The organism is Nitrospinaceae bacterium (assembly GCA_018669005.1).
GTDB lineage: Bacteria > UBA8248 > UBA8248 > UBA8248 > UBA8248 > UBA8248.
The window spans coordinates 1-21,332 of record JABJAL010000005.1 but is presented as its reverse complement, the minus strand read 5'-3'; the positions used below and the strand labels follow the sequence as shown (position 1 = coordinate 21,332).

Here is a 21,332-nt window from a genome sequence, read left to right as displayed (position 1 = left end):
GGTCGTCGGGCCCCACACGGACGGCGCGCAAATCCTGGTCAACGCAAAAGCCACCGCCTCGGCGCTGGACTCCGCGCAGACCACAGCCATCGGACCTCACACAATAGACACCGATACGCAGCGCACGGACGCTGAAATTCTTTCGGTCGTCGGGCCCCACACGGACGGCGCGCAAATCCTGGTCAACGCAAAAGCCACCGCCTCGGCGCTGGACTCCGCGCAGACCACAGCCATCGGATCTCACACGGTTGACACCGACACCGATACACAGCGCACGGACACAGAGATCGTGGCGCTGTCTCTTGCCGCCGTCGGACCCCACACAGACGGCGCACAAATCCTGGTCGACGCAAAAGCCACCGCCTCGGCGCTGGACTCCGCGCAGACCACAGCCATCGGACCACATACCGTTGACACCGACACCGATACACAGCGCACGGACGGCGACATTCTTGGCGTGGTGAGCACGGCGGGTTACGTTACCGGGGCGCATACCAGCGGCGGGGGCTCAAGTGTCCTCGACCCCTATGTCTCAGTGAACACAGGCCCGATGAACGGTCTCCCCGGCCCGCACATTATCTTCAACGGGGCGAACCTTCATATCCAGGACGGCACCGGGGAAACCTGGAAGGGCTCGGGTCAGACCACTTTTAACGGCCTTGGCAACCTCATCGTCGGCTACGATGAGGCCAATTTAGAGGGCGATACAAAGACAGGATCGCATAACATCGTCATCGGCTCGCTTCACTCTTATTCCGGCTACGGGAACCTTCTCGCCGGCGCTGACAACAATGCCCAGGGTCATCAGGGCTTCCTCGCGGGCATGAGCAACACCACAGGCGCGGGCACTTTCAACGCCAGCGTGAGCGGGGGGCAACTAAACTCTGCCACCGCGAATTACTCCAGCGTCAGTGGGGGCTATAAAAACAAGGCCAGCGGCGTGAAATCAAGCGTGAGCGCGGGCTTCAAAAACACCGCCAGCGGCGAAACCTCTAGCATCAGCGGCGGGGCGGAGGGAAAAGCAACAAAACTCGCCTCGAGCATCTCCGGCGGAGTTTTCAACCTTTCCAATGGTATCTACACCAGCGTCAGCGGCGGCTATACCAATCAGGCCGGCCCAGGTTCCAATGCTAGCGTGAGCGGCGGCTCTGCCAACAGAGCGACCGCTGGCACCTCGAGCATCTCGGGAGGCTTCAGCAACGACGCTACCGGAGGCAGCTCCCACGTTAGCGGCGGCAGGGACAACGTCGCCAGCGGCAATTCTTCCAGCATTACTTCCGGGTTCTTTAACAACGCCAGCGGAAATTATTCCAGCGTCACCGGCGGCAAATACAACAAGTCGACTGGCAAATTCGCAAGCGTCTCGGGCGGCGGGGGCGGCAACACACAAGGTAACGGCAACCACGCTATCGGCGAGGCCTCAAGCATCAGCGGCGGGCATGACAACCGCGCCAATGGCGCCTACTCGGCTATCGCCGGGGGCGCGTCGAACAGGACGGGAACCTCCGCGCAATACGCCAGCATCAGCGCTGGGGTGGGGAACATTGTCACATCATATGCCGAGTCCGCCGAGGAATGGGTGACAGCTACGCTCCAGAGCGGCTGGCAATACTACGGAAGCGGATGGAATACGCCCGGCTTCTACAAGGATTCGGACGGAAGGGTGCACCTGCGCGGCCTGGTTCGTTATGGCTCCACTGGTGGTCCGATCTTCACCCTCCCGGCAGGCTATAGACCCGCGCAGATGGAACTCATCGTGACGGAAACTGGCGATCCGGTTGCAAACGGCCGGATCGATATCCTGCCGGATGGCGGGGTCTGGCTCCGACGAGGAGCTAACAGCTATGTGACGCTTGATGGGTTGAGCTTCAGGGCGGGGAGCTAGGAGGCCCTGAAGTGATCTAAGCAAAAGTACCTGACAAAAAAAACCGGCTCTCGCTTGAGGGCCGGTTTTTTTGTGTGCAATAGATTTTTTTTCTAAGAAACACCCATCTTCTCGGCAAATGCCTCTAGCGCCTGCGTGAAGCACGCCATCGGGGCGCGGACGATGCCCGCGCCAACCTGGCCAACACCCGCCTCGCGGTGGGCGATGCCGGTGTTGATGACGGGGCAGATGTTGGTTTCAACAACACGCATGATATCGATGCCGGTTGGGGTGCCCTGAAAATCCATGGAGGGCAGCGTCCACTCGGGGTTTTGACCGACGGTAATCTCGCCCATCTCGCGGGTGAAGTTCAGTGCGTCGGCAGATGAGCCCGCACCGACGAAACCGGCTACGGCGGGCGCCGCCGCCATCGCAAAACCACCCAGGCCCATCGTCTCGACGATGGTGGAGTCTCCCATGTCGGGATTGGCATCGGCCTCGGTGAAGCCGGGAAAATAAAGCCCGTTTGGCATCTCGACCGGGGCGGTGAACCATTGATCGCCAGTGCCCGAGACACGCACCCCGAAATCCGTGCCGTTCCGGCACATGGCGGTGACGATGGAGGAGCCCTCGATATCTCGCACCGGGTCCATAATCGCCTTGCCGATGGCCATCCCGATATTGAGGAAAAACTGATCGTTGCCGCCAATGAAGGCGAGAATATCGGCGAGGGAGCCAGAGTCTTTTAAGGTGCGGGCGAGCGCGGGGGCGAGTTCCCGAAGGATGAGGCTCGATCCGGCAACGTTTCGCTGGTGCATCTCATCGCCCATCGACAGCGCCCGGGCGATGATGGGTTTGAGCGCAATGCCGCCAGCTTGTTTTACGGCCCCTGCCAGCGCGGGGCCAAGGTCGCTCCCCAGCCAGCGGAGGCGATCGATGACCTCGGGGTCGTTGCCGCCAAAGCGCATGACTTTGCCCAGACCCTCGTTGAGGGTGCAAAACGAGCGATTACCGAAGGCCCTGTTCTCGACGATCATCACCGGCTGGCTGATGCTCGTGATGCCGGTCATCGGGCCCACCGCCCCGAAGTGGTGGTTCGGGTGAAAGTCGATCTGGCCGCTCTCGGCAAGTTTAGCTGCCTCCTCAAGTGTGCCTGCCCAGCCTTCTAATACTATCGCGCCCGCAACGGCGCCCCGCAGCGGGCCGCACATTCGCTCCCACGCAATTGGCGGGCCGGCGTGAAGAAGGATTCCCTCCCCCAGCCCTTCAATTACCTCGCCAGCAGGCCGTACATCTACCCAGACGGGCTCGGCCCCGAAGAGGCGCCCGAGCGCCTCGGTGTTCGCTTTCTCGATGGTGCCGCTCATGGTGGCCTCAAAGTGGTGTGCAAAATGTAGGAAATAATTCGACACGCGAAGACTAGCAAACCGCCCGACTTTCATCCAATCGGCGAGGGGGCCGCTAAAAATTTGCCCAATAGATTAATTTCGGTTCAAATAGTCTTATGTTAATTCCCTATACTATCCTCCAAATTTTCTTTTCGGACCAAAGCCCAGGCATGCTAAAATTCTTCGAATACGAAAACTGTATGCGCCAGCACGAATCATAAAAAGGAGCCCACACATGGCAAGCAACACCGAGACACAAGCATCCGCGCTATCCAACTTCGACGTTGAGGCCTACCGCGAGGGCGCTATCGGCGGCATCATCGGCGCGGTCGGCATCGCCGTGTGGTTCTTCATCGCCGACATGCTGGCGGGCCAGCCCTTTTTCACCCCGAGTGTTCTGGGCTCGACCGTTCTCGCCCTCTTGAGCGGGGCCGGCCTCGGCGCAGTCCAGCTCTCGCCGGTCTCGGCCTCTTTGGTGTTGATGTTCTCGGTGGCCCACGGCGGGACATTCATCGTCATCGGCGCCGGTGTCGCACGACTACTAAAAGAGCGCGGACGCGGCGAGGGCTACCAAATCGGGGTGATGATCCTGCTCACGTTCTTCATCGCCTGGTTCATCTTCATGAACATGATTGTTGCGGGCGTGGTGATGGGTGCACTAAACATCACGGATATCCTGATCGCAAACCTCATCGCCATCGTGGCAATGGGTACCTACTTCTTCAAACGCGATCAAGCCTGATAGGCCATAGAAAATATCAGCGGTTAACCAATAAATTTTTAGCGGTCGGGGGCGATGAGTCCCCGGTCGTTTTTTTTTGTTTTCAAACGCCTCGGCACGGCGAAGCGCCCCCGCGAGAGTTCCGGCGCTTTGTCGTGTTTATTTGCTCTGATATTGTTGGCCTTGGGTACAAAGATGTTAGATCCACAATCAAATATGGGCCAATCCACCTAAAATTAATTTCCTATTCGGCTCCTCGGCAAACCTCGGCAGGCCCCCGCCTCAACATCTTAGGCGAGACTATAAACAACAACCGATTAGGGTTTTCGAATCGGAGAAAGGATCATATGTCGCCCACCGAAATAGCGCTCCTCTCCGCCGCCGCGTTCTGCACATCGGCCCTAACTGCGGTCGTTGGCGCAGGAGGCGGCACAGCGCTAATTGCGATTATGTTGCAAATCATGGTGCCTGCGGCCGCTATTCCCGTACACGGCACAGTCCAGCTTGCCTCCAATACGACGCGGGTATGGTTGCTCTGGAAACATGTGGCATGGCCCATCATTTTTCGTTTTGCCGCTCTAATGCCTTTGGGCGTGTGGCTCGGACTTGAGCTTTTTCAGGGGCTGCCGACAGAGGCAATTCAAATCCTGATTGGTAGCTTCGTGCTAATTTCACTTGGAACACGTCAGCTCAGAAACCTCAAAGACAAAGACCTACCCTTATAGGCGTTCGTTCCGATTGGATTCATCACGGGTCTCCTCAACATGATCGTCGGTGTGATTGCGCCAATTCTTGGCGTTCTCGTAATCCGCGACGACCTTTCAAAGAGCAAATCGTCGGCACCCTTGGTTTCTTCGGCTTTATCGGAAATCTTTTAAAAATAGTCGGCTTCACCTTGATTGGTTTTAGCTTCTCGGAATACGGCCTGACGATGGTGTGCATGATCCCCTCAGCAGTGATTGGAACAAGAGTTGGCCGGTTTGCTCTAAGCAATTTAAATGAACGCTATTTCCTTCTCGCCTTTCGCTGCGTATTGGTCGCCCTCGCCTTGAAGCTGATCGCTTTTGATGGATTATCCCGCTTCTGGGCTTAGTGGTCACCGGCGAGAAGATCTATATGTTGTTAGTCTTGGGTGTACATGGCGAATTCATGACACTAGCGGTTTAATATCTCGCCACAAATCGATAGAAATGCGGCAAGGCCCCGAGGAGAGCGTAAAGCGGGGCAGACTCACATTATTTTAGCCACGCCACACACTCTCGCGGCAATTCTCGACGACAACCTTCCCGCGTTTAACGACATAGCGCTTCTCGGGCTGATCGATAATGATATCGCCCCATTCGAGCGAATCGAGAACAACAAAATCCGCAGGCCTACCCGGGGCGATGCCGTAGCTATCTTCAATGCCCATTGCCCGAGCCGCATTGTGGGTGAATAGATCGGGTACCCCCACCCGCTCGGCAGCGCCCGTCATGTGTGCGACGTGGGCAAGAAGAAGCCCTATTTCAAGCAAATCTCCCCGGCCCGAGGGGGTGAAGGCGTTGCGGATATTGTTCGAGGCGGCAGAAACGTTCACCCCGGCAGCGATAAGCTCTTTCACGCGGGTGAGGCTCCGGTAACGCGGCGGCATATCGCCCCGCCCGTTTAAAAAAAGATCCGTTGCCGGGAGGGGAAGAACATTGATATCCGCCTCGGCGATTTTCTCGATGACCCGAGCCGCACGCGAATCCTCCATCGCACCAAGCGAGGTGAGGTGTCCGACCGCCACACGGCCTTTAAGACCCGCATCCACCGTCCGCCTCGCCACCGATTCGATAGCGCAATCGGCGGGGTCGTCCGAAAAATCAAGATGAAAATCCACACCCGCACCAAATTCCTCGGCCAATCCAAACACAATATCGAGGTGGCGCTCAGGATCAACATCGTTATAGGGAACGCCCCCGACCACATCACCTCCCATGCGCATGGCCTCGCGCATCAACTCCTCGGTGCCGGGCTGCTGCTCGATGCCCTCTTGAGGGAAGATGACGGTCTGAATATCGGCCAGGGCGGCGCAACTCTCTTTTAATTCGAGAGCGGCCTCCATGCCCTTAAGGCCGACGATGGGGTCCACCTCGACCTGAATTCGAAAACGCGTCGAGCCGTGGCGCACACACTGGCGTAGCGCCCGCTCGGAGCGCTCGCGGATATCTTGTTTTGAGACATTTTTCTTTAGTTCAAGCGTAATGGCGATGGCGTCGGCTAGGGTGCCCGAGAGATTGGGACGACGCTCCTCCAAATAGGCCTTATCTAGGTGTATATGGCTCTCTATAAAACCTGGCAGGACAACGCGGCCTTCTAGCTCGACCGTATTTATCCCCCCGTCAGGGTGAGATCCGGGCCCGATGGAAGCAAATTCTCCGTCCCGGACAAGAATATCTACCAAGGGGCCATCAGGCCCTACCCGCCCCTCCCGAAAGAGCAATTCATCCGCCATGAGACACCTTTCTCAGGGCAGGCAGCGGCCTACACCTAAAAAAAAACCAATATCATGAGGTTTCGAAACCCGTTTGAAACATCTTTGCCCTATCATCTCCCCCCACTGGAGGCGAATCAAGGCATAACGGGATTCCTCAAAAACTGCTGGCTCCCTTGACCATAAGGCCGGAAAATGAGCAAATGCGCTCATCCGGCGTCCACGGTTTGGCCAGTGTGAGCAGGAAATAATTTTTATAGGAATACATCATATAAAATACCCCGTTAATAGGGGAAAGTGCGCCGCAACAAGGGCGCCCAATTCGAGGCAGGAATACGCATGATTTCGCTTTCTTTCGCTAATGTTATAGAGCTCTCCTTCAATAGTCTTTCTTACGCGGCCCTTCTTTTTCTTTTGGCAAGTGGGCTCTCCCTCATCTTCGGCGTAATGCGGATAGTCAACCTTGCTCACGCAGCAATTTTTCTATTCGCGGGCTACATCTCACTTGAGTTCTACAACATCATTTACGGCGATGCCTCTATCCTGCCGCGCATAATTCAGGCCCTCGCCTGGGCGGCGCTCTATTTCGCCTGGCACAGTCTATCGAAAGTCTCTGGTGAGGGTCGCGCCACCCTGGGCATACTCGGCGCATATATTGTCATCGAAATCATTACCTCCACCATTTGGGGCTTTAATTTCTACGAGCTTTTCTTTCCTGTGATTAAGGTGCAGAAAATAGACAAGGTGAGTTTTCTCGCGCTCTCTGCCGCCATCGCCGTCTCGGTTGTCATGGTCGCGCTCGGCGGCATGTTCATCGAGCGCTTCTTCTTACGCCGCTTCGGGCAAGACACCCTCGCCCAGGTGCTCGTCACCATCGGGTTTGCCTTCATCCTTCAGGACGGCTCTCTCTACACCTGGGGCGGCGACAACTTTATTTTCGAGTCCCCCTGGCCGTTTAATTCAAGTGCCGTCATCGGCGGGATATCATTTCCGCTCTACCGATTGCTGATGATCATCATCGCGGTCCTCGTCGGCATTTCGCTTTTCTTCGGCATTGATCGTACCCGGCTGGGCGCCATCATGCGCGCCACGGTGGATGACCCTGAAATGGCCCGCGGCATCGGCATCAACACCAACATCGTCTCGATGAGCATATTCGCCATCGGCGCCCTGCTCGCGGCCATTGGTGGCGTTGTTGGCGGTGCCTTCTTTGGCGTCTATCCGGGCCTGGATTTTGAGATCCTACCCTACGCCTTCGCTGTGGTTATCATCGGCGGGCTGGGAAGCCTCGTGGGCGCCGTGGTGGGAAGCCTTGTAGTGGGCTTCATGGAAAACTTCGGGACGGCTTTATTCCCTGAACTCTCATACTTCGCGCTCTTCGCTCCGATGGCCATCATTCTCGCCATCAAGCCAACGGGCTTATTCGGAAAGGGTTAAATCGAATATGGGCTCCCCCCAAGAGCGTAAACGCATTTATATCGTGTTGGGCGTGTTCGGCACCCTGGCGCTGATCACGCCGTTCCTCGATCTGTTTCTTCAATCCCTCGTCACGGAGATACTCATCTTCGGTCTGCTGGCGATGAGCCTCGACATTCTCCTCGGATTCACGGGCCTCGCATCGCTGGGCCACGCCGCTTATTTCGGGGTGGCCTCGTATGCCTCCGCCATCGTCATGACCAAGAAAAGCTGGGTGATCACCTACGCCATGTACACCGGCGCTAGCGAGGCGGGCCTCGGTCTATTATTTTTGTTCTTTGTTGGCATCCTCGTTGCCTTCATCTTCGCGGCCTTTTTCGGATTCCTGGCCATCAGGGCCAAAGACGTCTACTTCCTGATGATTACGCTTTCGCTTGCCATGGTGGTCTGGGGGCTGGCCTACCGCTGGAGCGCGGTCACCGAGGGCGACAACGGCATCATCATCAACGAGCGCCCGACGCTTCTGGGGATGTCGATCGCAGAGGGGCTGCCCTTTTTCTACTTCACGCTAGTTGTTTTTCTCCTCTGCTTGGGGGCGCTATACGTCATCGTCCAGAGCCCCTTTGGTCGAACCCTCGTCGGTATCAGGGAGCGCGAGGAGCGTATGGAAATGCTCGGCTACAATATCTGGCTCCATAAATATCTGGCCTTCATCATCGCTGGCACATTCAGCGGCGTCGCCGGCGTAATGTGGACCCTCTACAACTTGTTCGTCAGCCCCCCGGACGTGGAACTAATCACCTCGGCCGAGGCGCTTTTCATGGTAGCCCTGGGCGGCCCGGCCACATTGGTGGGGCCTGTTATCGGCGCGGCCATTATCCGGTCCCTTCAACAATTCGTCAGTATTTATGTCGAAAGGTGGCCGCTCATTCTCGGATCGATATACATTATTACCATCATGGTCAGCCGTCTTTACGGTGTGGATGGCTTACTTGGATTTGCCAAGAAATTTCGCAGTTCATCCGCCGCGTCTGAGAAATCAGAAAGCTGAACAGGTGCGGTCTTTTTCACTCTTCAAGGGAATATCAGGGAGGAGTTCAGATGAAAAGAATCTTAGCTTTTATCGCAGCCACAGGAATGGCCCTGGCACTCACCGCCAGCTCAGCACAGGCCGCCAAGGAAATTCGCATCGGGTTCATCGCCCCGATGACCGGCATCTTTGCCCAGATCGGCAAGGACATGAGCAACGGCTTCAAAATGTACCTCGATGAGAACAAGGGCATGATGGGCCCCGTCAAGGTGAAGTTCATCCTTGAAGACTCGACCGGCAAACCCTCGGTCAACCGCCAGAAAGCCATCAAGCTTATCCGGCGCGACAAGGTACACATGTTCGTGGGCGGCCTGCTGGCCAGCACGGGCTACGCGCTCGGCGCCGTTGCCGACCGCTTCAAGACTCTCTACATCTCACCGGTTCCGGCCGGAGACGACATGACCCAGAGGAAGCCGCCGAAGTACTTCCTCCGTAGCGGCTTCGCATCGAGTCAGAACAGCCACCCCCTCGCCGACTGGGCCTACGATAAGGGCTACCGGCGGATCGCCATGATCGGCGCCGACTACGCCTTCGGGTATGAGACGCTTGGCGGCTTCCAGCGCCAGTTCGAGGCGCGCGGCGGCAAGATCATCAAGAAGATCTGGGCGAAACTGGGCACCAAGGACTTCGGCCCCTACCTGCCGCAGATCCCCAAAGACGTCGACGCCGTCATGACCCTGATGGTCGGCCCCATGTCGCTGGCCTTCCCGAAACAGTTCCGGGCGGCCGGATTCAAGAACCCGATGCTCGGCGGCGTGACCAGCGCGGACGAGTTCACCCTTCCCGCGATGGGCGACGAGGCCATCGGCTACGTGACGGGAGCCCAGTACAGCGCCGCTCTCACCACCGACAAGAACAAGAAGTTCGTCAAGGAATTCAACAAGCGCTACGGAAAGATGCCCTCCTACTACTCGGAGACGACCTACACCACCGGGCAGTGGATTCGCGACACGCTTGAGAAGGTCAAGTGGAACCCGGACAACACCGCTGGCTTCATCAGCGAGTTCAAGAAGATCCGGATCAATGCCGTCCGCGGTCCTCTCTACATCGACGGCCACGGCAACGTCGTGCAGAACAGCTACATCCGCAAAGTGCAGCGGGTTCCGGGCGACCGGCTCGGCCTTGGGGTAAAACCCAACTCGCTGTGGAACATCGTCATCAAAACCTATCCGGCAGTCAGCCAGTTCTACAAGTGGACGCCGGAGGAATTCCTAAAGCAGCCCGTCTATAACAAGAGCTTCCCCGGCTGCAAACACTGCGAATAAAGCGTACAGCCTGATTCACCCCGCCCGGAGACACCTTCCGGGCGGGGAAGGCACGCTTTTTTAGTCTTAAAAGATTGGAGAACATCGGTTTGGCCGAATCACAGTATGCGCTGGAACTCAAAGGCGTAACCAAACAATTCGGCGGCCTCACGGCCGTCAACGATGTCACCATTCGCCTTGAGCCGGGCGAGCGTCGAGGCATCCTCGGGCCCAACGGGGCGGGAAAAACCACCCTGTTTCACCTGATCACCGGCGTGTTGCCGCTGACCTCGGGCGAGGTGCGCATGTATGGCGAGGACGTCTCCGAGTGGAACACCCATCGCCGAGTCGCCTTAGGCATGGCACGGACATTTCAGATCACCAGTCTGTTTCCCAAGCTGAGTGTCCAGGACAATGTTGTTCTCGCCGTCCTGGGTCTTCGCAAAATTAAGATGGTAATGTTCAAGCCACTCTCAAGCTACCCGGAGATTTTCGAGAAGACAGAAAAGCTTCTGACCGAGGCCGGTTTCTGGGAACTTCGCGACACCGAGGTGGGCAACCTTTCGCACGGCGAGCAACGCCAGCTAGAGATAGTCCTCGCGCTGGCGAGCGATCCGAAAGTGATTCTTCTTGATGAGCCCTCGGCCGGGCTCGCCACCGGCGAGTCGCGCGAGATGGCCACCTTCCTCAAATCGCTCGACCCGAATATTGCCATTCTCATCATCGAACACGACCTCGACGTTATCTTCGAGGTGGCTTCTCATATTTCGGTTCTTCACTACGGAGAACTCTTGACCGACGGGCCCGCCGATCAGATTCGAAACGATCCGCAGGTTCGAGAAATCTATCTGGGGCAGGGATAACCGTGACCGCTTTATTATCTGTTGAAGACATCCACACCTACTACGGGGAATCCTACGTACTTCAGGGGTTGAGTCTCGAAGTCGAAAAAGGTGAAGCCCTTGGCATCCTGGGCCGCAACGGCATGGGGAAAACGACGCTAATCAACTCCATCATGGGTTTTGTTCCGCCCCGGCGCGGCAAGATTCTCTTCCGGGGCGAGGACATTACGAACAAGACCAGCTATGAAATTTCCTTGATGGGAATAGGCCTGTGCCCTCAAGGGCGACGGGTGTTTCCAACACTCACCGTCAGGGAAAACCTCCTCGTCGCCGAACATACAAAAACAAGCGACCGATGGAACACAGAGAAAGTCTACGAGCTTTTCCACCGGCTCGGCGAGCGGGCCGACCAGCGAGCGGGCTCACTCTCGGGAGGCGAGCAGCAAATGCTTGCCGTCGGGCGGGCGCTGATGACCAACCCGGATTTTCTGATACTCGATGAGCCCTCCGAGGGCCTCGCCCCGCTCATCATCCAGGACATCGGCGACGCAGTACGAACGCTCAAAGACGAGGGCCTCTCGATCATACTGGTCGAGCAGAACTCCCCGTTCGCCATCAAAACGGTGGACCGCGTGAGCATCATCACCAAAGGGCAGGTTGTCTACGACTCCTCGCCCCAGGAACTATGGTCAAACGAGGAAATCAAGCAAACCCATCTCGGCATCGGCTAACTTTCCGCACCCCCACCAAACTATTTTTCGTTTTTAAGCCTTACCGTTTTTCTCTCGGGCAATTGCCAGCGCCACCTTATCAGGGGACATGGGCAAATTTGAAAAACGCACACCCACCGCATCGTAAACCGCATTGGCAACAGCCGCCGCTGTGGGCACCGTCACCTGCTCGCCAACCCCTTTGGCGCCGAAGGGTCCGTTCGAGAAAGGCTCCTCAACAATAATCGCCTCAAAGGTGTCGGGAATATCCTCAGCCGTCGGGACAAGATAGCCGTGCATATCGGGGTTAAACATCTTGCCGTCCTTCTGGACGATCTCCTCCATTAACGAAAAGCCCAGGCCCATGTAAACGCCACCCTCGATTTGCTGGGCGACACCCATCGGGCTGATGGCCTTGCCGACATCGTGTGCGGCCCACACGCCCGCGACTTCGATCTCACCGGTGTCCGTGTCGACGAGCACTTCAGCAATCTGGGTCCCAAAGCCGTAGACCTCATAAGGCTGGCCGATGCCGGTCTCCTTGTCCGTCACTGCGGGAGGAGGAAGGTGATCTGCGGCCGCAATCTGCTTGAGATCGTCGGTGACAAAGGCATCAGCTAGATCACTGAGGGTGACTTTCGAGTCGGGGTGGCCCTTCGAGCGAATTTCGCCACCCACAACTTCAAGATCGGACGGGTCCACCTCAAGAAGGCGCCCGGCGAGGCGCAAAAGTTCATCCTTGGCCTTATGAGAAGCGTTCAGCACGGCCTTGCCGCCCTGCATCGTCACCCTTGAGCTTGAGCTAGTGCCACCGAAGGGATCTATCGCCGTGTCCACCGCACCCATTACGAATTCACTGTAGGGAATATCGAGTGTCTCGGCCGCTATCTGGGAGAGAACTGTCTTCGAGCCCTGACCGAAATCAACGACCCCTGCCGCGATGCGAATCTTTCCCTCAGCGGTGAGGAACATGTAGGCCTCGGCCCCCGAATAGGCGTTACCCGTGCCGTAGAGGCAGCTCGCCACGCCAAAGCCCCGGAGCCGCCCGTCCGGCGTACGCCGCTGGGCGGAAGCACGATTTTTCCAGCCCGAGGCCGACTCGGCTTTCTCTAGCGTCTCAAGCAGGCCCACGCTTTCGGTCAGCCGCTGGTTCCAGGCCGTCCGCGATCCAACCTTTAGCCCGTTGACGCGCCGAATCTCAATCGGATCCATGTCCAAGGCCTTGGCCAATTGATCCATCTGTTGTTCGCCGGCGAAGTGCACCTGTGGGCAGCCGGGCCCGCGCATCTGTCCACCATAAGGGTTGTTCGTGTGAACACAGTAAACATCCACCTTGGCATTAGGCACATCGTAGGGCCCACAGGCGTGATAGATCGCCCTCTTGAAGGCTGGCGGGTTATCGCCGCCGCTTGCTGCGTAGGCACCCTTGTCGAGATAAACCTCAACCTGGGAGGCGATAATCCGGCCATCTTTCATCACGCCCGTACGGCTGCGGATGATCGAGCTGTGCCGCTTGGCCGAGGCGATGAGGCTCTCCTCGCGTGTATAAACCAGTTTGACCGGTCGGCCTGTCGCCTGAGCCAGAAGCACCGAGCGCAAGGTAACGTCGAGGCTCGCCTCGTTCTTCCCGCCGAAACCACCGCCGGGCAGGGTCTGGACGAAGCGGACATCCCGCTCGCCCCTGAGGCCAAGAACACGGGCGACACTTGAGCGCATGAGAAAGGGCTGCTGGGTCGAGCACCAAACCTGATACCCGCCATCGGGCAAAGGCGCCGCGCAACCTGCCTCGACTTCCATGTATAGATGATCGACGGGGGGTGTTCTGTACTCATTTTCGATGATGATGTCGGCGGCCTTAAAACCCGCCTCGACATCCCCCCGTCTAATCTTGCCGTGGTTGAGGATGTTCCCCTCGGGCCAGAGCCTGGGAGCATCCTCGGCCAGCGCTTTTTCTGGATCATCAATCGTCGGCAGCGGCCTGTACTTCACCTTAATGAGCCGCTTAGCCTCATAGGCTGCGGCATGGGTTTCGGCTGCGATGAGAGCCACGACATCGCCCATGTAGAGAACCCTGTCGCGGGCAATGAGCGGGGTGCCCCGCTTATGCGGAACCTGGCGAGGCTCATCGGGAAAATCTTTGCCCGTGAGTATCGCCTCAACGCCCGGAACCTTGAGGGCGGCCCGGATATCCACCGAGAGAATCTCGGCGTGGACGTGCTCGCTTCGCAGCGCATGGCCCACCAACATCCCAGGCAATTGCATGTCATCGAGATACAAAGGCTCCCCCGAGGCCTTCTCCGAGGCGTCCATGAACGTCATGTTCTCACCTACTACAACTCCACCCATATCCTTGGCTTCAGCCATGAATTTCTCCTGGTTTTATTATGAATATGTGAGTTGAAAATTAAGCGTTAAACTTACAATTCCATTATAAATTATTGATTTTTAATATGTTTTTCTAATGCATTTCTCATTTATGCCGATATAACATAGTATCGGAGTCGTGTTGATATTAATCCGGCAGTTATACTAACATTAGCCAGTTTGAATATTTCGCGCTTTATAGCTCTAAATATGTACGTGCAATTCGCTTAGGAACATTGACTGTTAATCCATTATACCATGTGACAGGACTACTGCGTTGGGAATAATTAATCTTGAAGATCTGAAACCTGACATGCTCCTTGAGAGCGATGTCATCGCCAGAAACGGGCGCACCATCCTTAAGGCTGGTAACCGGATAGCAGAAAAACACCTAGATATATTCAAGGCTTGGGGTGTCACCGAGGCCAACGTTCACGGCATCACCAAGGACGAGGCCGCCGCTGCCGCTGTTGAGGAGATAGACCCAAAAACGCTCCAAAGAGCTCAACTGAAAAGCGAGGCCCGCTTTCGTCACGCTGGGACTGAACATCCGCTCCTCAAAGAATTATTGCGGGTTTGCACTTTCCGAGCCGTTAAAAATTCATAGGTCCCATTATGTGCGCTGATATCAACCTACTGGTCAAGAACAGGGACGACATGCCCTCCCTTCCGACCATATTTTACCAAATCAACGAAACGGTAAATGATCAACGAAGCTCCATGCGCGATATCGCCCAAATCATCAGCGCAGACCAGAGCCTCTCCGCCCGCCTGCTGCGCCTGGTTAACAGCGCTTTTTTTGGATTCCCCTCGAAAATAGACACCATCTCGCACGCGGTAACAATCATCGGCACAAAACAGCTTCGAGATCTCGCCTTGGCCACCACCGTCATCCAAATGTTCAAGGGCATCCCGAGCGACCTCATTCGGGTAAAACCATTTTGGCAGCACGCCATTGGGGTCGGAATCGGCTCCCGCCTTCTGGCCTCCTATCACAAAATGCCGAACATCGAACAATTTTTTGTCTCTGGCTTGCTCCACGATATCGGGCGGCTAATCCTCTACGGGCATAGCCCCGATGAAGCAAAACAAGCGCTCACCCTTGCGCAGGAGCAGGAAGAGCTTCTCCACATCTCCGAGCGCAAGGTCATGGGATTCGATCATGCCGATATGGGAGGTCTTCTACTAAAAGAATGGCGCCTCTCCAGCAGCCACGAGGAGGCAGTCCGTTTTCATCACCGGCCTAGCAGATCAAAGCGGTTCCCGATGGAGTGCAGCATCACGCACATTGCGGATCTCATCGCCAACGCCATGGAGCTTGGGACAAGCGGCGAGCGTTTCGTACCCTCCCTCGATAGGCAAGCATGGGACGAAATCGCCCTCTCCACGAGCATTCTGAACCCGATGACACAACAGATGGACCAGCAATATAGAGATATCGTGGACCTGTTTCTGGAAGACATACAATGATGGACGAAATTCAGCCCCAAGATTCCCTGCCAGAGGGTGGGATACAAGAGCGCCTGACCTACCTTGAGGAGGCCAATCGATGGACCCTCGAGGCATTAGGGATGGTAGCCTCGCTCAGCGATTTCCACGCCACCATAAATGGCACCGAGAGTCGGCAAAATACCGCAGAAATCCTTTCGGAAACGCGTGTTCGCCTCAAACGACTGTTCAGCTTTCAGTTCATGGGGTTTTTTCTCATCGACGAGGAAGACCAAAGCTTCACCCTCTCCGATTTTGAGCCCGAATCGGAAAAAGATCGAATTCAAGCTGAAGCCAACCGGCTCATAGCGGACGGCACGTTCGCCTGGTCGCTCTACCAGGCAAGAGCTGTAATGGTGCCAGTAAATGAAAATTCGGCTCACCGAGTTATTCTACACACGCTATCTTCCAAATCCCGTGCGCGCGGCATGTTCATCGGAATTCTCGATCGCGACGAGATGAACGTTTTCGACTCCTCGCTCAGTCTTCTGTCCATCGTTCTTTTGAATAGCGCCAACGCGCTCGAGAGCTTCGAGTATTTCAACATGATCAAGGAGCGAAACTTATCGCTCGAATCGGCTGTGGAGAAACGCACCCGAGAGCTTTCCATCGCACGAGATCAGGCCGAAAACGCCAACCGCGCGAAAAGCGAATTTCTCTCAAACATGAGCCATGAGCTTCGCTCTCCGCTGAACTCCATCGTCGGTTTCAGTGATGTACTGCTCCTCAACAACGAGAAAAATGAGGATAATAAATTTCGAGAATACGTCACAAAAATCAAAGATGCCGGAAAATACCTCACTCACCTCATCGAAGACCTACTCGACATCGACCGCATCGAGGTGGGCAAAATCCGACTTGATTTACACTCTTCATCAATAAACGAGATCGTGGCATCCATCGTGGAGCTTCGGCTGGTACACCTTCCCAAGGGATACTCAATCGAATGCGCTCTCGACCCGGACTGCGGCAGCGTGACCTGCGACCCAACCCGGGTCGGACAAATTATCATGAACCTCCTGGACAACGCGGTGAAATATTCTCCCGATGGCGGCCCGATCAGAATTCGTACCGAGTCTCACCCGAACGATGTGTGGGTAGTCGTCAATGACGAGGGCATCGGTATTGAACCCGGTATGCATGAGGCGATTTTCGACCGCTTCAAGCAGGTAGAGGAGGGCCTTCGGCGGGACACCGGCGGGCTAGGCATCGGCCTCAGCCTGGTTAAAAAACTCGTTGATCTGCACGATGGCAAAATTTGGATGAAAAGCGAGCCGGGCCAGGGAAGCACCTTTTCATTCTCGCTTCCGCTCACCACCGGCCAGGGAAAACTCCCCGAGGCCAACTCCTCGAATCAGAGCCTCACAGACACCCCCTGGAGCGGCCTGAAGATTTTGGTGGTCGACGATCTCGAGGATTATCATCAACTGATGAAAATGCTCATGCGTGCGGCGGGAAGCATTAGCTCGGCCTTCAACGGCAAGGAAGCCATTGAGATGATAGGCAAGGAGCGGCCCGACCTGATTATCATGGACCTCAGAATGCCGATCATGGATGGGTTCGAGGCGATTCGCCTAATCAGAGAAAACCCCGAGACAAAAAAAATCCCCATTCTTGGTATAAGCGCCCAGGCCATGCCGGAGGACCAGGAAAACTGCCTCGCCGCCGGCGCAGATGGCTTTGTGACCAAGCCAGTGGAATACGACACCCTTCGCAGAGAAATTCTCAAAATCCTACCCTAAAGCTCACCATTTTATTTCACTGCCGTAATCGCCAGCGCTCCGATAAGCGCCAGGGCGGCACCGATCAACACCCTTCCCGTAATCCGCTCCTGTCTTCGAAAAATTATCCACGAGAACAATAGGACGAATAAAAGAGAGAGCCGGGTTATCGGAATGACCTCCACGACATCCCCAACCTGAATCGCTCGCCAATATGCAACCGCCGAGATCGCGTTGATTGCCCCGCCGCTTATCACCAACAACGAAGGGCGCCACTCCCAACGCCCACTCTCTTTTTTGCTGGGAAAAAGAAAAAAACTAATCAGGCTGAATAACAGACCGGCTCCCAGCCCGATAGCCATTCCCAAGGATGACGAGGGGATATGGATGAAACCGAATTTCCGAAAGGTTGGCGTGGCGCCGAGAAGACAAGCGGCCATCAGCGGAAATGCCAGATAGATAAGGGAAACCCCTCGGGATTCCGTATGATGCTCCTTCACCAAAAAGATGGAGCCCGCGATGATAAAGACCGTACCCAGCGCGGTAAATGGGCCCAGGGCCTCACCTACAAAGATGATCGCGATCAGCGCCGACCAGATCGGCACCGTCTGGAGAAGAACCTGGTACCTGGAAACACCAATTCGAGGAATCGCACTGTACTGAATATGGCGTGAGGCAAAAGGCCCGAACAGACCCACCAGGACGAACCAGAAGACGCCAGCTGGCTCCCAACGCACGCCGCCCTCGGTGAAGGCATAGGCAATGACGCCACCCGAGAACATCATTGTATTGACTATGATCACAGTTCGGGATGAGCCAAGCTGCTTTAAAGGCTCGCGGTAAAACATCTGAGCGGCGGCATAAGTGATTGCCGCAAAAAAAGATAGCGGAACCGGACCTAACGTCTCGAGATAGTTCATACGCTTTTAAAAGAGCGAGAGGAGATAGAAGAAGACAGCCTACGCCGCCCCCACAAGAGAATCCACTCCCGCCGCCCCGGCGCTATTGGTACATCTCCGCTGGAAGATCATAGAGCAACCGCGCCGCCCGGAGGAGCAACACGTCGTTCACGCCGTCCGAGTGCAGGAAGCTCGCCGCATCGCGCAAATATTTTTCCATCGGCATATCTTTCATATACCCGTAGGCGCCAAAGAGTTCGAGCGCCTCCTTAGCCACATCGAAAGCAGTCGTCGCGGCAAACACCTTGGCCATCGGCGCCATCGAGTAGTCACTCTCCTCCTCGGGCGAGTCGATATTGTAGGCCGCCCGGTAGAGATAGGAACGGGCCGCATCGAGGCGCATCTTCATGCTCGCCAGTTTGTGATGGGTTAGCTGGTGATGAATCATAATCTTGCCACCAATGAAGCGCTCATTGGCATGCGCCACCGCCGCCTCATAAGCCGCTCGCGCCGTCCCTAAAACAGTTGCGCCCGCCTGGATGTTGCTTCCCTCCTCGGCGAGGAATTTGAGTACATCAGGCATGCCGCCGCCACGCCGACCAACCAGATTTTCCTTGGGTATGCGGCAGTCATCGAAGTTGAACGTCGAATTCCATACGAGGCGCTGGCCCATTTTGTCCTCAGTCTTACCAATCGAAAATCCCGGCGCATCGCTGGTGACGAGGAATGCGCTGAATCGCTCGTAAAAAGGCTTGTCCGGATCGGTCAGGGCAAAGACAAGATAAATTTTAGAGAGGCCTGCGTTCGAGACGAAACATTTCGAGCCATTTATCACCCATTCGTCGCCCTTGAGCTCGGCCCGCGTCTGTATCGTCTCCTTGCGCTCCATTGGCGGCATATAGTTCGAGCCACCCGAGGGCTCGGTAATGCCGATGGAGAGGACGCATTCAGGGTCGTCTCGAAAAAGGGGAATGAATCGTTTTTGCTGCTCCTCGTTGCAGAGCTTCACGATGGCGCCCGAAATTTTCCAGATTTGATCGAGGCAAACAGCAAAACCCAGATCGCCCGTCGCCAGCTCCTCGCCCACTACGCAGCGCGTAATGATATCGGAGTCGATGCCGCCGTCCTCTTCCTTAAGAGCGAGGGTACGCAAACCCACCGCATCGGCCTTGCGAAGAAGCTCCCAGGAAAAACCCTCGCGCGGATCGGCCTTGCGGTCCAATTCGGCGCGAACGGGGATCACTTCTTCCTGGACAAACCTCCGCGCAAGGTCGCGAAGCATTAACTGCTGCTCGGTGAGTTTGAAATCAACCATCTCCACTCCTCCTGGATAAAATTAAAAAAAATTCTAGCCTGTGCCATTTTCCCCAGACATCGCCCGAAGCACCGCCTCGGGTGTCGCGGGAAGATCCCGAAGCCGAGCGCCAACGGCATCGCAAATCGCATTCAAAACGGCAGGCGTCGTCGGGTTGAGCGCAGGCTCGGCAACACCTTTGGCCCCGAAAGGCCCCGTGGGCTCGTGCGTCTCGACGATAATTGTCTCCATCTCGCCGGGCGCGTCCAGCGATGTCGGTATCAGATAGTCATCAAAGTTGGGGTTCTGTGCGATCCCATCCTTGAATTGAATCCGCTCCATCATCCCGAACCCGTATCCCTGAAGAGCACCGCCCTCGATCTGACCCTCGACGTTCATCGGGTTCACCGCCCGACCAACATCGTGCGCCGCCGCCAAACGGAGCACACGATACTCGCCCGTCTCGATATCTACTTCCACCTCGGCGGCGTGGGTGGCGAATACATAACAGTCATAAGGCTTGCCCTGACCGTTCTCCTTGTCCAAGTGAAGATCGGGAGGGTTGTAGGTCGCCTCGCTGACTATGAGCTCCCCGTCTTTATGGCATTTGAGCGCCACATCCGCCAGCGAGAGGCTCCGCTCAGGCGCTCCCTCGACAAATACGGTGGATTCCTTAATTTTAATGTCTTTTTCAGATGCTTCAAGCATCTCCCCAGCTTTTCGGACCAATTTAGCCCGCACCCGGCCCACCGCCATCTTCACAGCATTCCCGGCGATGTGGGTCACGCGGCTGGCAACTGAGCCCAAGTCCAGCGGTGCTATGTCAGAATCGCCCGAGACTATTTGCACCGCATCAAACGCAATTCCCATCTCCTCGGCGGCAATTTGTCGCAAGATGGTGTGGGCGCCCTGCCCCATGTCCACCACCCCCGTCCAGAGGGTAAGGGTAGCGTCCTCGTTAACCCGGGCAAAGGCCGCGCTCGGATTGTTTGTCGCCGTGAAGCCAACCGGGTAGATCATAGCCGCGAGACCCCGGCCCCGCCGCCGCGTTCCGCAAGGGGAGGGCTTGCCGCCCCCGATGGCGCTCCATCTTACTGCACTGGTGGCCTTCTCCATCGTCGCGGTGAGGCCGCAGCTTTGAATAATGTCGCCGCTGTGCGCCGGATCGCCGAGCTCGATGGCATTCCGGAGACGAAAATCTAGCGGGTCCATCTCAAGCCGCCTGGCAAGGGTGTCCATGTGCGACTCGCAGGCATAGGTCGTCTGCGTGACGCCAAAGCCGCGCACCGCCCCGGCAATGCCGTTATTCGTGTAGACAAGCTTGGCATCGACCTTGAGGTTATCCATCCGGTAGGGACCCGCCCCCATGAGGGCGGCCTTCGAAGCGGTCGTCTCGCCAAAGGAGGCATACGCACCGCCGTCAAGAATAATTTTTATCTCGCGGGCGGTGATTCGCCCCTCTTGGGTAACACCCGTTTTGTAATCCATGATCAAGGAGTGTCGAATCGTCGAGGCGATAAATTCCTCTTCTCTCGACATGCGAAACTTCACGGGCCGCCTCGTCTTCATGGTGCACAGCGCCGCGAAAGGCTCAAGCATGATTTCGTGCTTTCCGCCAAACCCCCCGCCCACCTTGCAGCCCACGATGCGCACCTTTGAGATGGGAAGCCGCAAAACCTTGGCGAGGTTTGCGCGCGTGATGTAGGGCGTCTGCGAGGACACATGGACCGTCACCTTGCCATTAGAGTCCACCTCGGCCATGCAATAGTGCGGCTCGATGGCGGCGTGTTCCTGCGGGCGCGAATGGTAGCGCTCCTCGACAATAAAATCGGCCTC

17 protein-coding genes are annotated in these 21,332 nt (G+C 56.5%); 11 read left to right on the top strand and 6 right to left on the bottom strand.

The features are described from left to right. Positions 1–1,885, top strand: a 1,885-nt coding sequence (locus HOJ95_00310; protein ID MBT6393124.1) for a hypothetical protein, incomplete at its 5' end; no start/stop codon positions are given. A gap of 92 nt (positions 1,886–1,977) precedes the next feature. On the opposite strand, the gene HOJ95_00305 is transcribed toward HOJ95_00310, so the two are convergent. Further along, complete coding sequence (locus tag HOJ95_00305; GenBank protein MBT6393123.1) at positions 1,978–3,231, bottom strand: DUF1116 domain-containing protein; 1,254 nt, start codon at positions 3,229–3,231, stop codon at positions 1,978–1,980. A 256-nt stretch (positions 3,232–3,487) separates the two neighbouring features. On the opposite strand from HOJ95_00305, the gene HOJ95_00300 reads away from it, so the two are divergent. Beyond that, positions 3,488–3,994 (top strand): hypothetical protein, encoded by a 507-nt coding sequence (locus HOJ95_00300; protein ID MBT6393122.1) that lies wholly within the window; start codon positions 3,488–3,490, stop codon positions 3,992–3,994. Positions 3,995–4,320: 326 nt separating this feature from the next. After that, complete coding sequence (locus HOJ95_00295) at positions 4,321–4,698, top strand: sulfite exporter TauE/SafE family protein (protein MBT6393121.1); 378 nt, start codon at positions 4,321–4,323, stop codon at positions 4,696–4,698. 515 nt (positions 4,699–5,213) lie between these two features. Here HOJ95_00295 and HOJ95_00290 read toward each other — a convergent pair. Continuing rightward, entirely contained in the window at positions 5,214–6,449 is a 1,236-nt protein-coding gene (locus HOJ95_00290) for an amidohydrolase family protein (GenBank protein MBT6393120.1), read from the bottom strand. A gap of 276 nt (positions 6,450–6,725) precedes the next feature. Between HOJ95_00290 and HOJ95_00285 the strand changes: the two genes are divergently transcribed. From HOJ95_00285 to HOJ95_00265, 5 genes are all read left to right on the top strand, one after another. Beyond that, positions 6,726–7,865, top strand: coding sequence for a branched-chain amino acid ABC transporter permease (locus HOJ95_00285; GenBank protein MBT6393119.1), 1,140 nt, complete (start codon positions 6,726–6,728; stop codon positions 7,863–7,865). Positions 7,866–7,872: 7 nt separating this feature from the next. Then, the gene (locus HOJ95_00280) at positions 7,873–8,895 is read left to right on the top strand and encodes a branched-chain amino acid ABC transporter permease (protein MBT6393118.1); all 1,023 of its coding nucleotides are present in this window, start codon (positions 7,873–7,875) and stop codon (positions 8,893–8,895) included. A gap of 50 nt (positions 8,896–8,945) precedes the next feature. After that, positions 8,946–10,199, top strand: a complete 1,254-nt coding sequence (locus HOJ95_00275) for an ABC transporter substrate-binding protein (protein MBT6393117.1) — start codon at positions 8,946–8,948, stop codon at positions 10,197–10,199. Positions 10,200–10,288: 89 nt separating this feature from the next. Continuing rightward, positions 10,289–11,041 carry an ABC transporter ATP-binding protein gene (locus HOJ95_00270; protein MBT6393116.1) on the top strand — a complete coding sequence of 251 codons (753 nt, stop codon included), beginning with the start codon at positions 10,289–10,291 and terminating at the stop codon, positions 11,039–11,041. 2 nt (positions 11,042–11,043) lie between these two features. Further along, complete coding sequence (locus tag HOJ95_00265) at positions 11,044–11,751, top strand: ABC transporter ATP-binding protein (GenBank protein MBT6393115.1); 708 nt, start codon at positions 11,044–11,046, stop codon at positions 11,749–11,751. A gap of 33 nt (positions 11,752–11,784) precedes the next feature. On the opposite strand, the gene HOJ95_00260 is transcribed toward HOJ95_00265, so the two are convergent. Beyond that, on the bottom strand, positions 11,785–14,094 hold the full coding sequence (locus HOJ95_00260; GenBank protein ID MBT6393114.1) for a xanthine dehydrogenase family protein molybdopterin-binding subunit: 2,310 nt from the start codon (positions 14,092–14,094) through the stop codon (positions 11,785–11,787). Positions 14,095–14,371: 277 nt separating this feature from the next. Between HOJ95_00260 and HOJ95_00255 the strand changes: the two genes are divergently transcribed. From HOJ95_00255 to HOJ95_00245, 3 genes are read left to right on the top strand one after another with little or no spacing between them, the layout of a single operon-like run. Continuing rightward, positions 14,372–14,701: a hypothetical protein gene (locus HOJ95_00255; protein ID MBT6393113.1), complete on the top strand. Its 330-nt coding sequence runs from the start codon at positions 14,372–14,374 to the stop codon at positions 14,699–14,701. An 8-nt stretch (positions 14,702–14,709) separates the two neighbouring features. Further along, positions 14,710–15,564: an HDOD domain-containing protein gene (locus HOJ95_00250; protein ID MBT6393112.1), complete on the top strand. Its 855-nt coding sequence runs from the start codon at positions 14,710–14,712 to the stop codon at positions 15,562–15,564. Next, complete coding sequence (locus HOJ95_00245; protein ID MBT6393111.1) at positions 15,561–17,324, top strand: response regulator; 1,764 nt, start codon at positions 15,561–15,563, stop codon at positions 17,322–17,324. Before HOJ95_00250 ends, HOJ95_00245 begins: the two co-directional genes overlap by 4 nt. An 11-nt stretch (positions 17,325–17,335) precedes the next feature. On the opposite strand, the gene HOJ95_00240 is transcribed toward HOJ95_00245, so the two are convergent. The 3 genes from HOJ95_00240 to HOJ95_00230 form a co-directional block, all read right to left on the bottom strand. Next, positions 17,336–18,223, bottom strand: coding sequence for a DMT family transporter (locus HOJ95_00240; GenBank protein MBT6393110.1), 888 nt, complete (start codon positions 18,221–18,223; stop codon positions 17,336–17,338). 82 nt (positions 18,224–18,305) lie between these two features. After that, positions 18,306–19,517 carry an acyl-CoA/acyl-ACP dehydrogenase gene (locus HOJ95_00235; GenBank protein ID MBT6393109.1) on the bottom strand — a complete coding sequence of 404 codons (1,212 nt, stop codon included), beginning with the start codon at positions 19,515–19,517 and terminating at the stop codon, positions 18,306–18,308. Between the two features lie 33 nt (positions 19,518–19,550). Further along, on the bottom strand, positions 19,551–21,332 hold a 1,782-nt coding region (locus HOJ95_00230; GenBank protein ID MBT6393108.1), incomplete at its 5' end, for a molybdopterin-dependent oxidoreductase.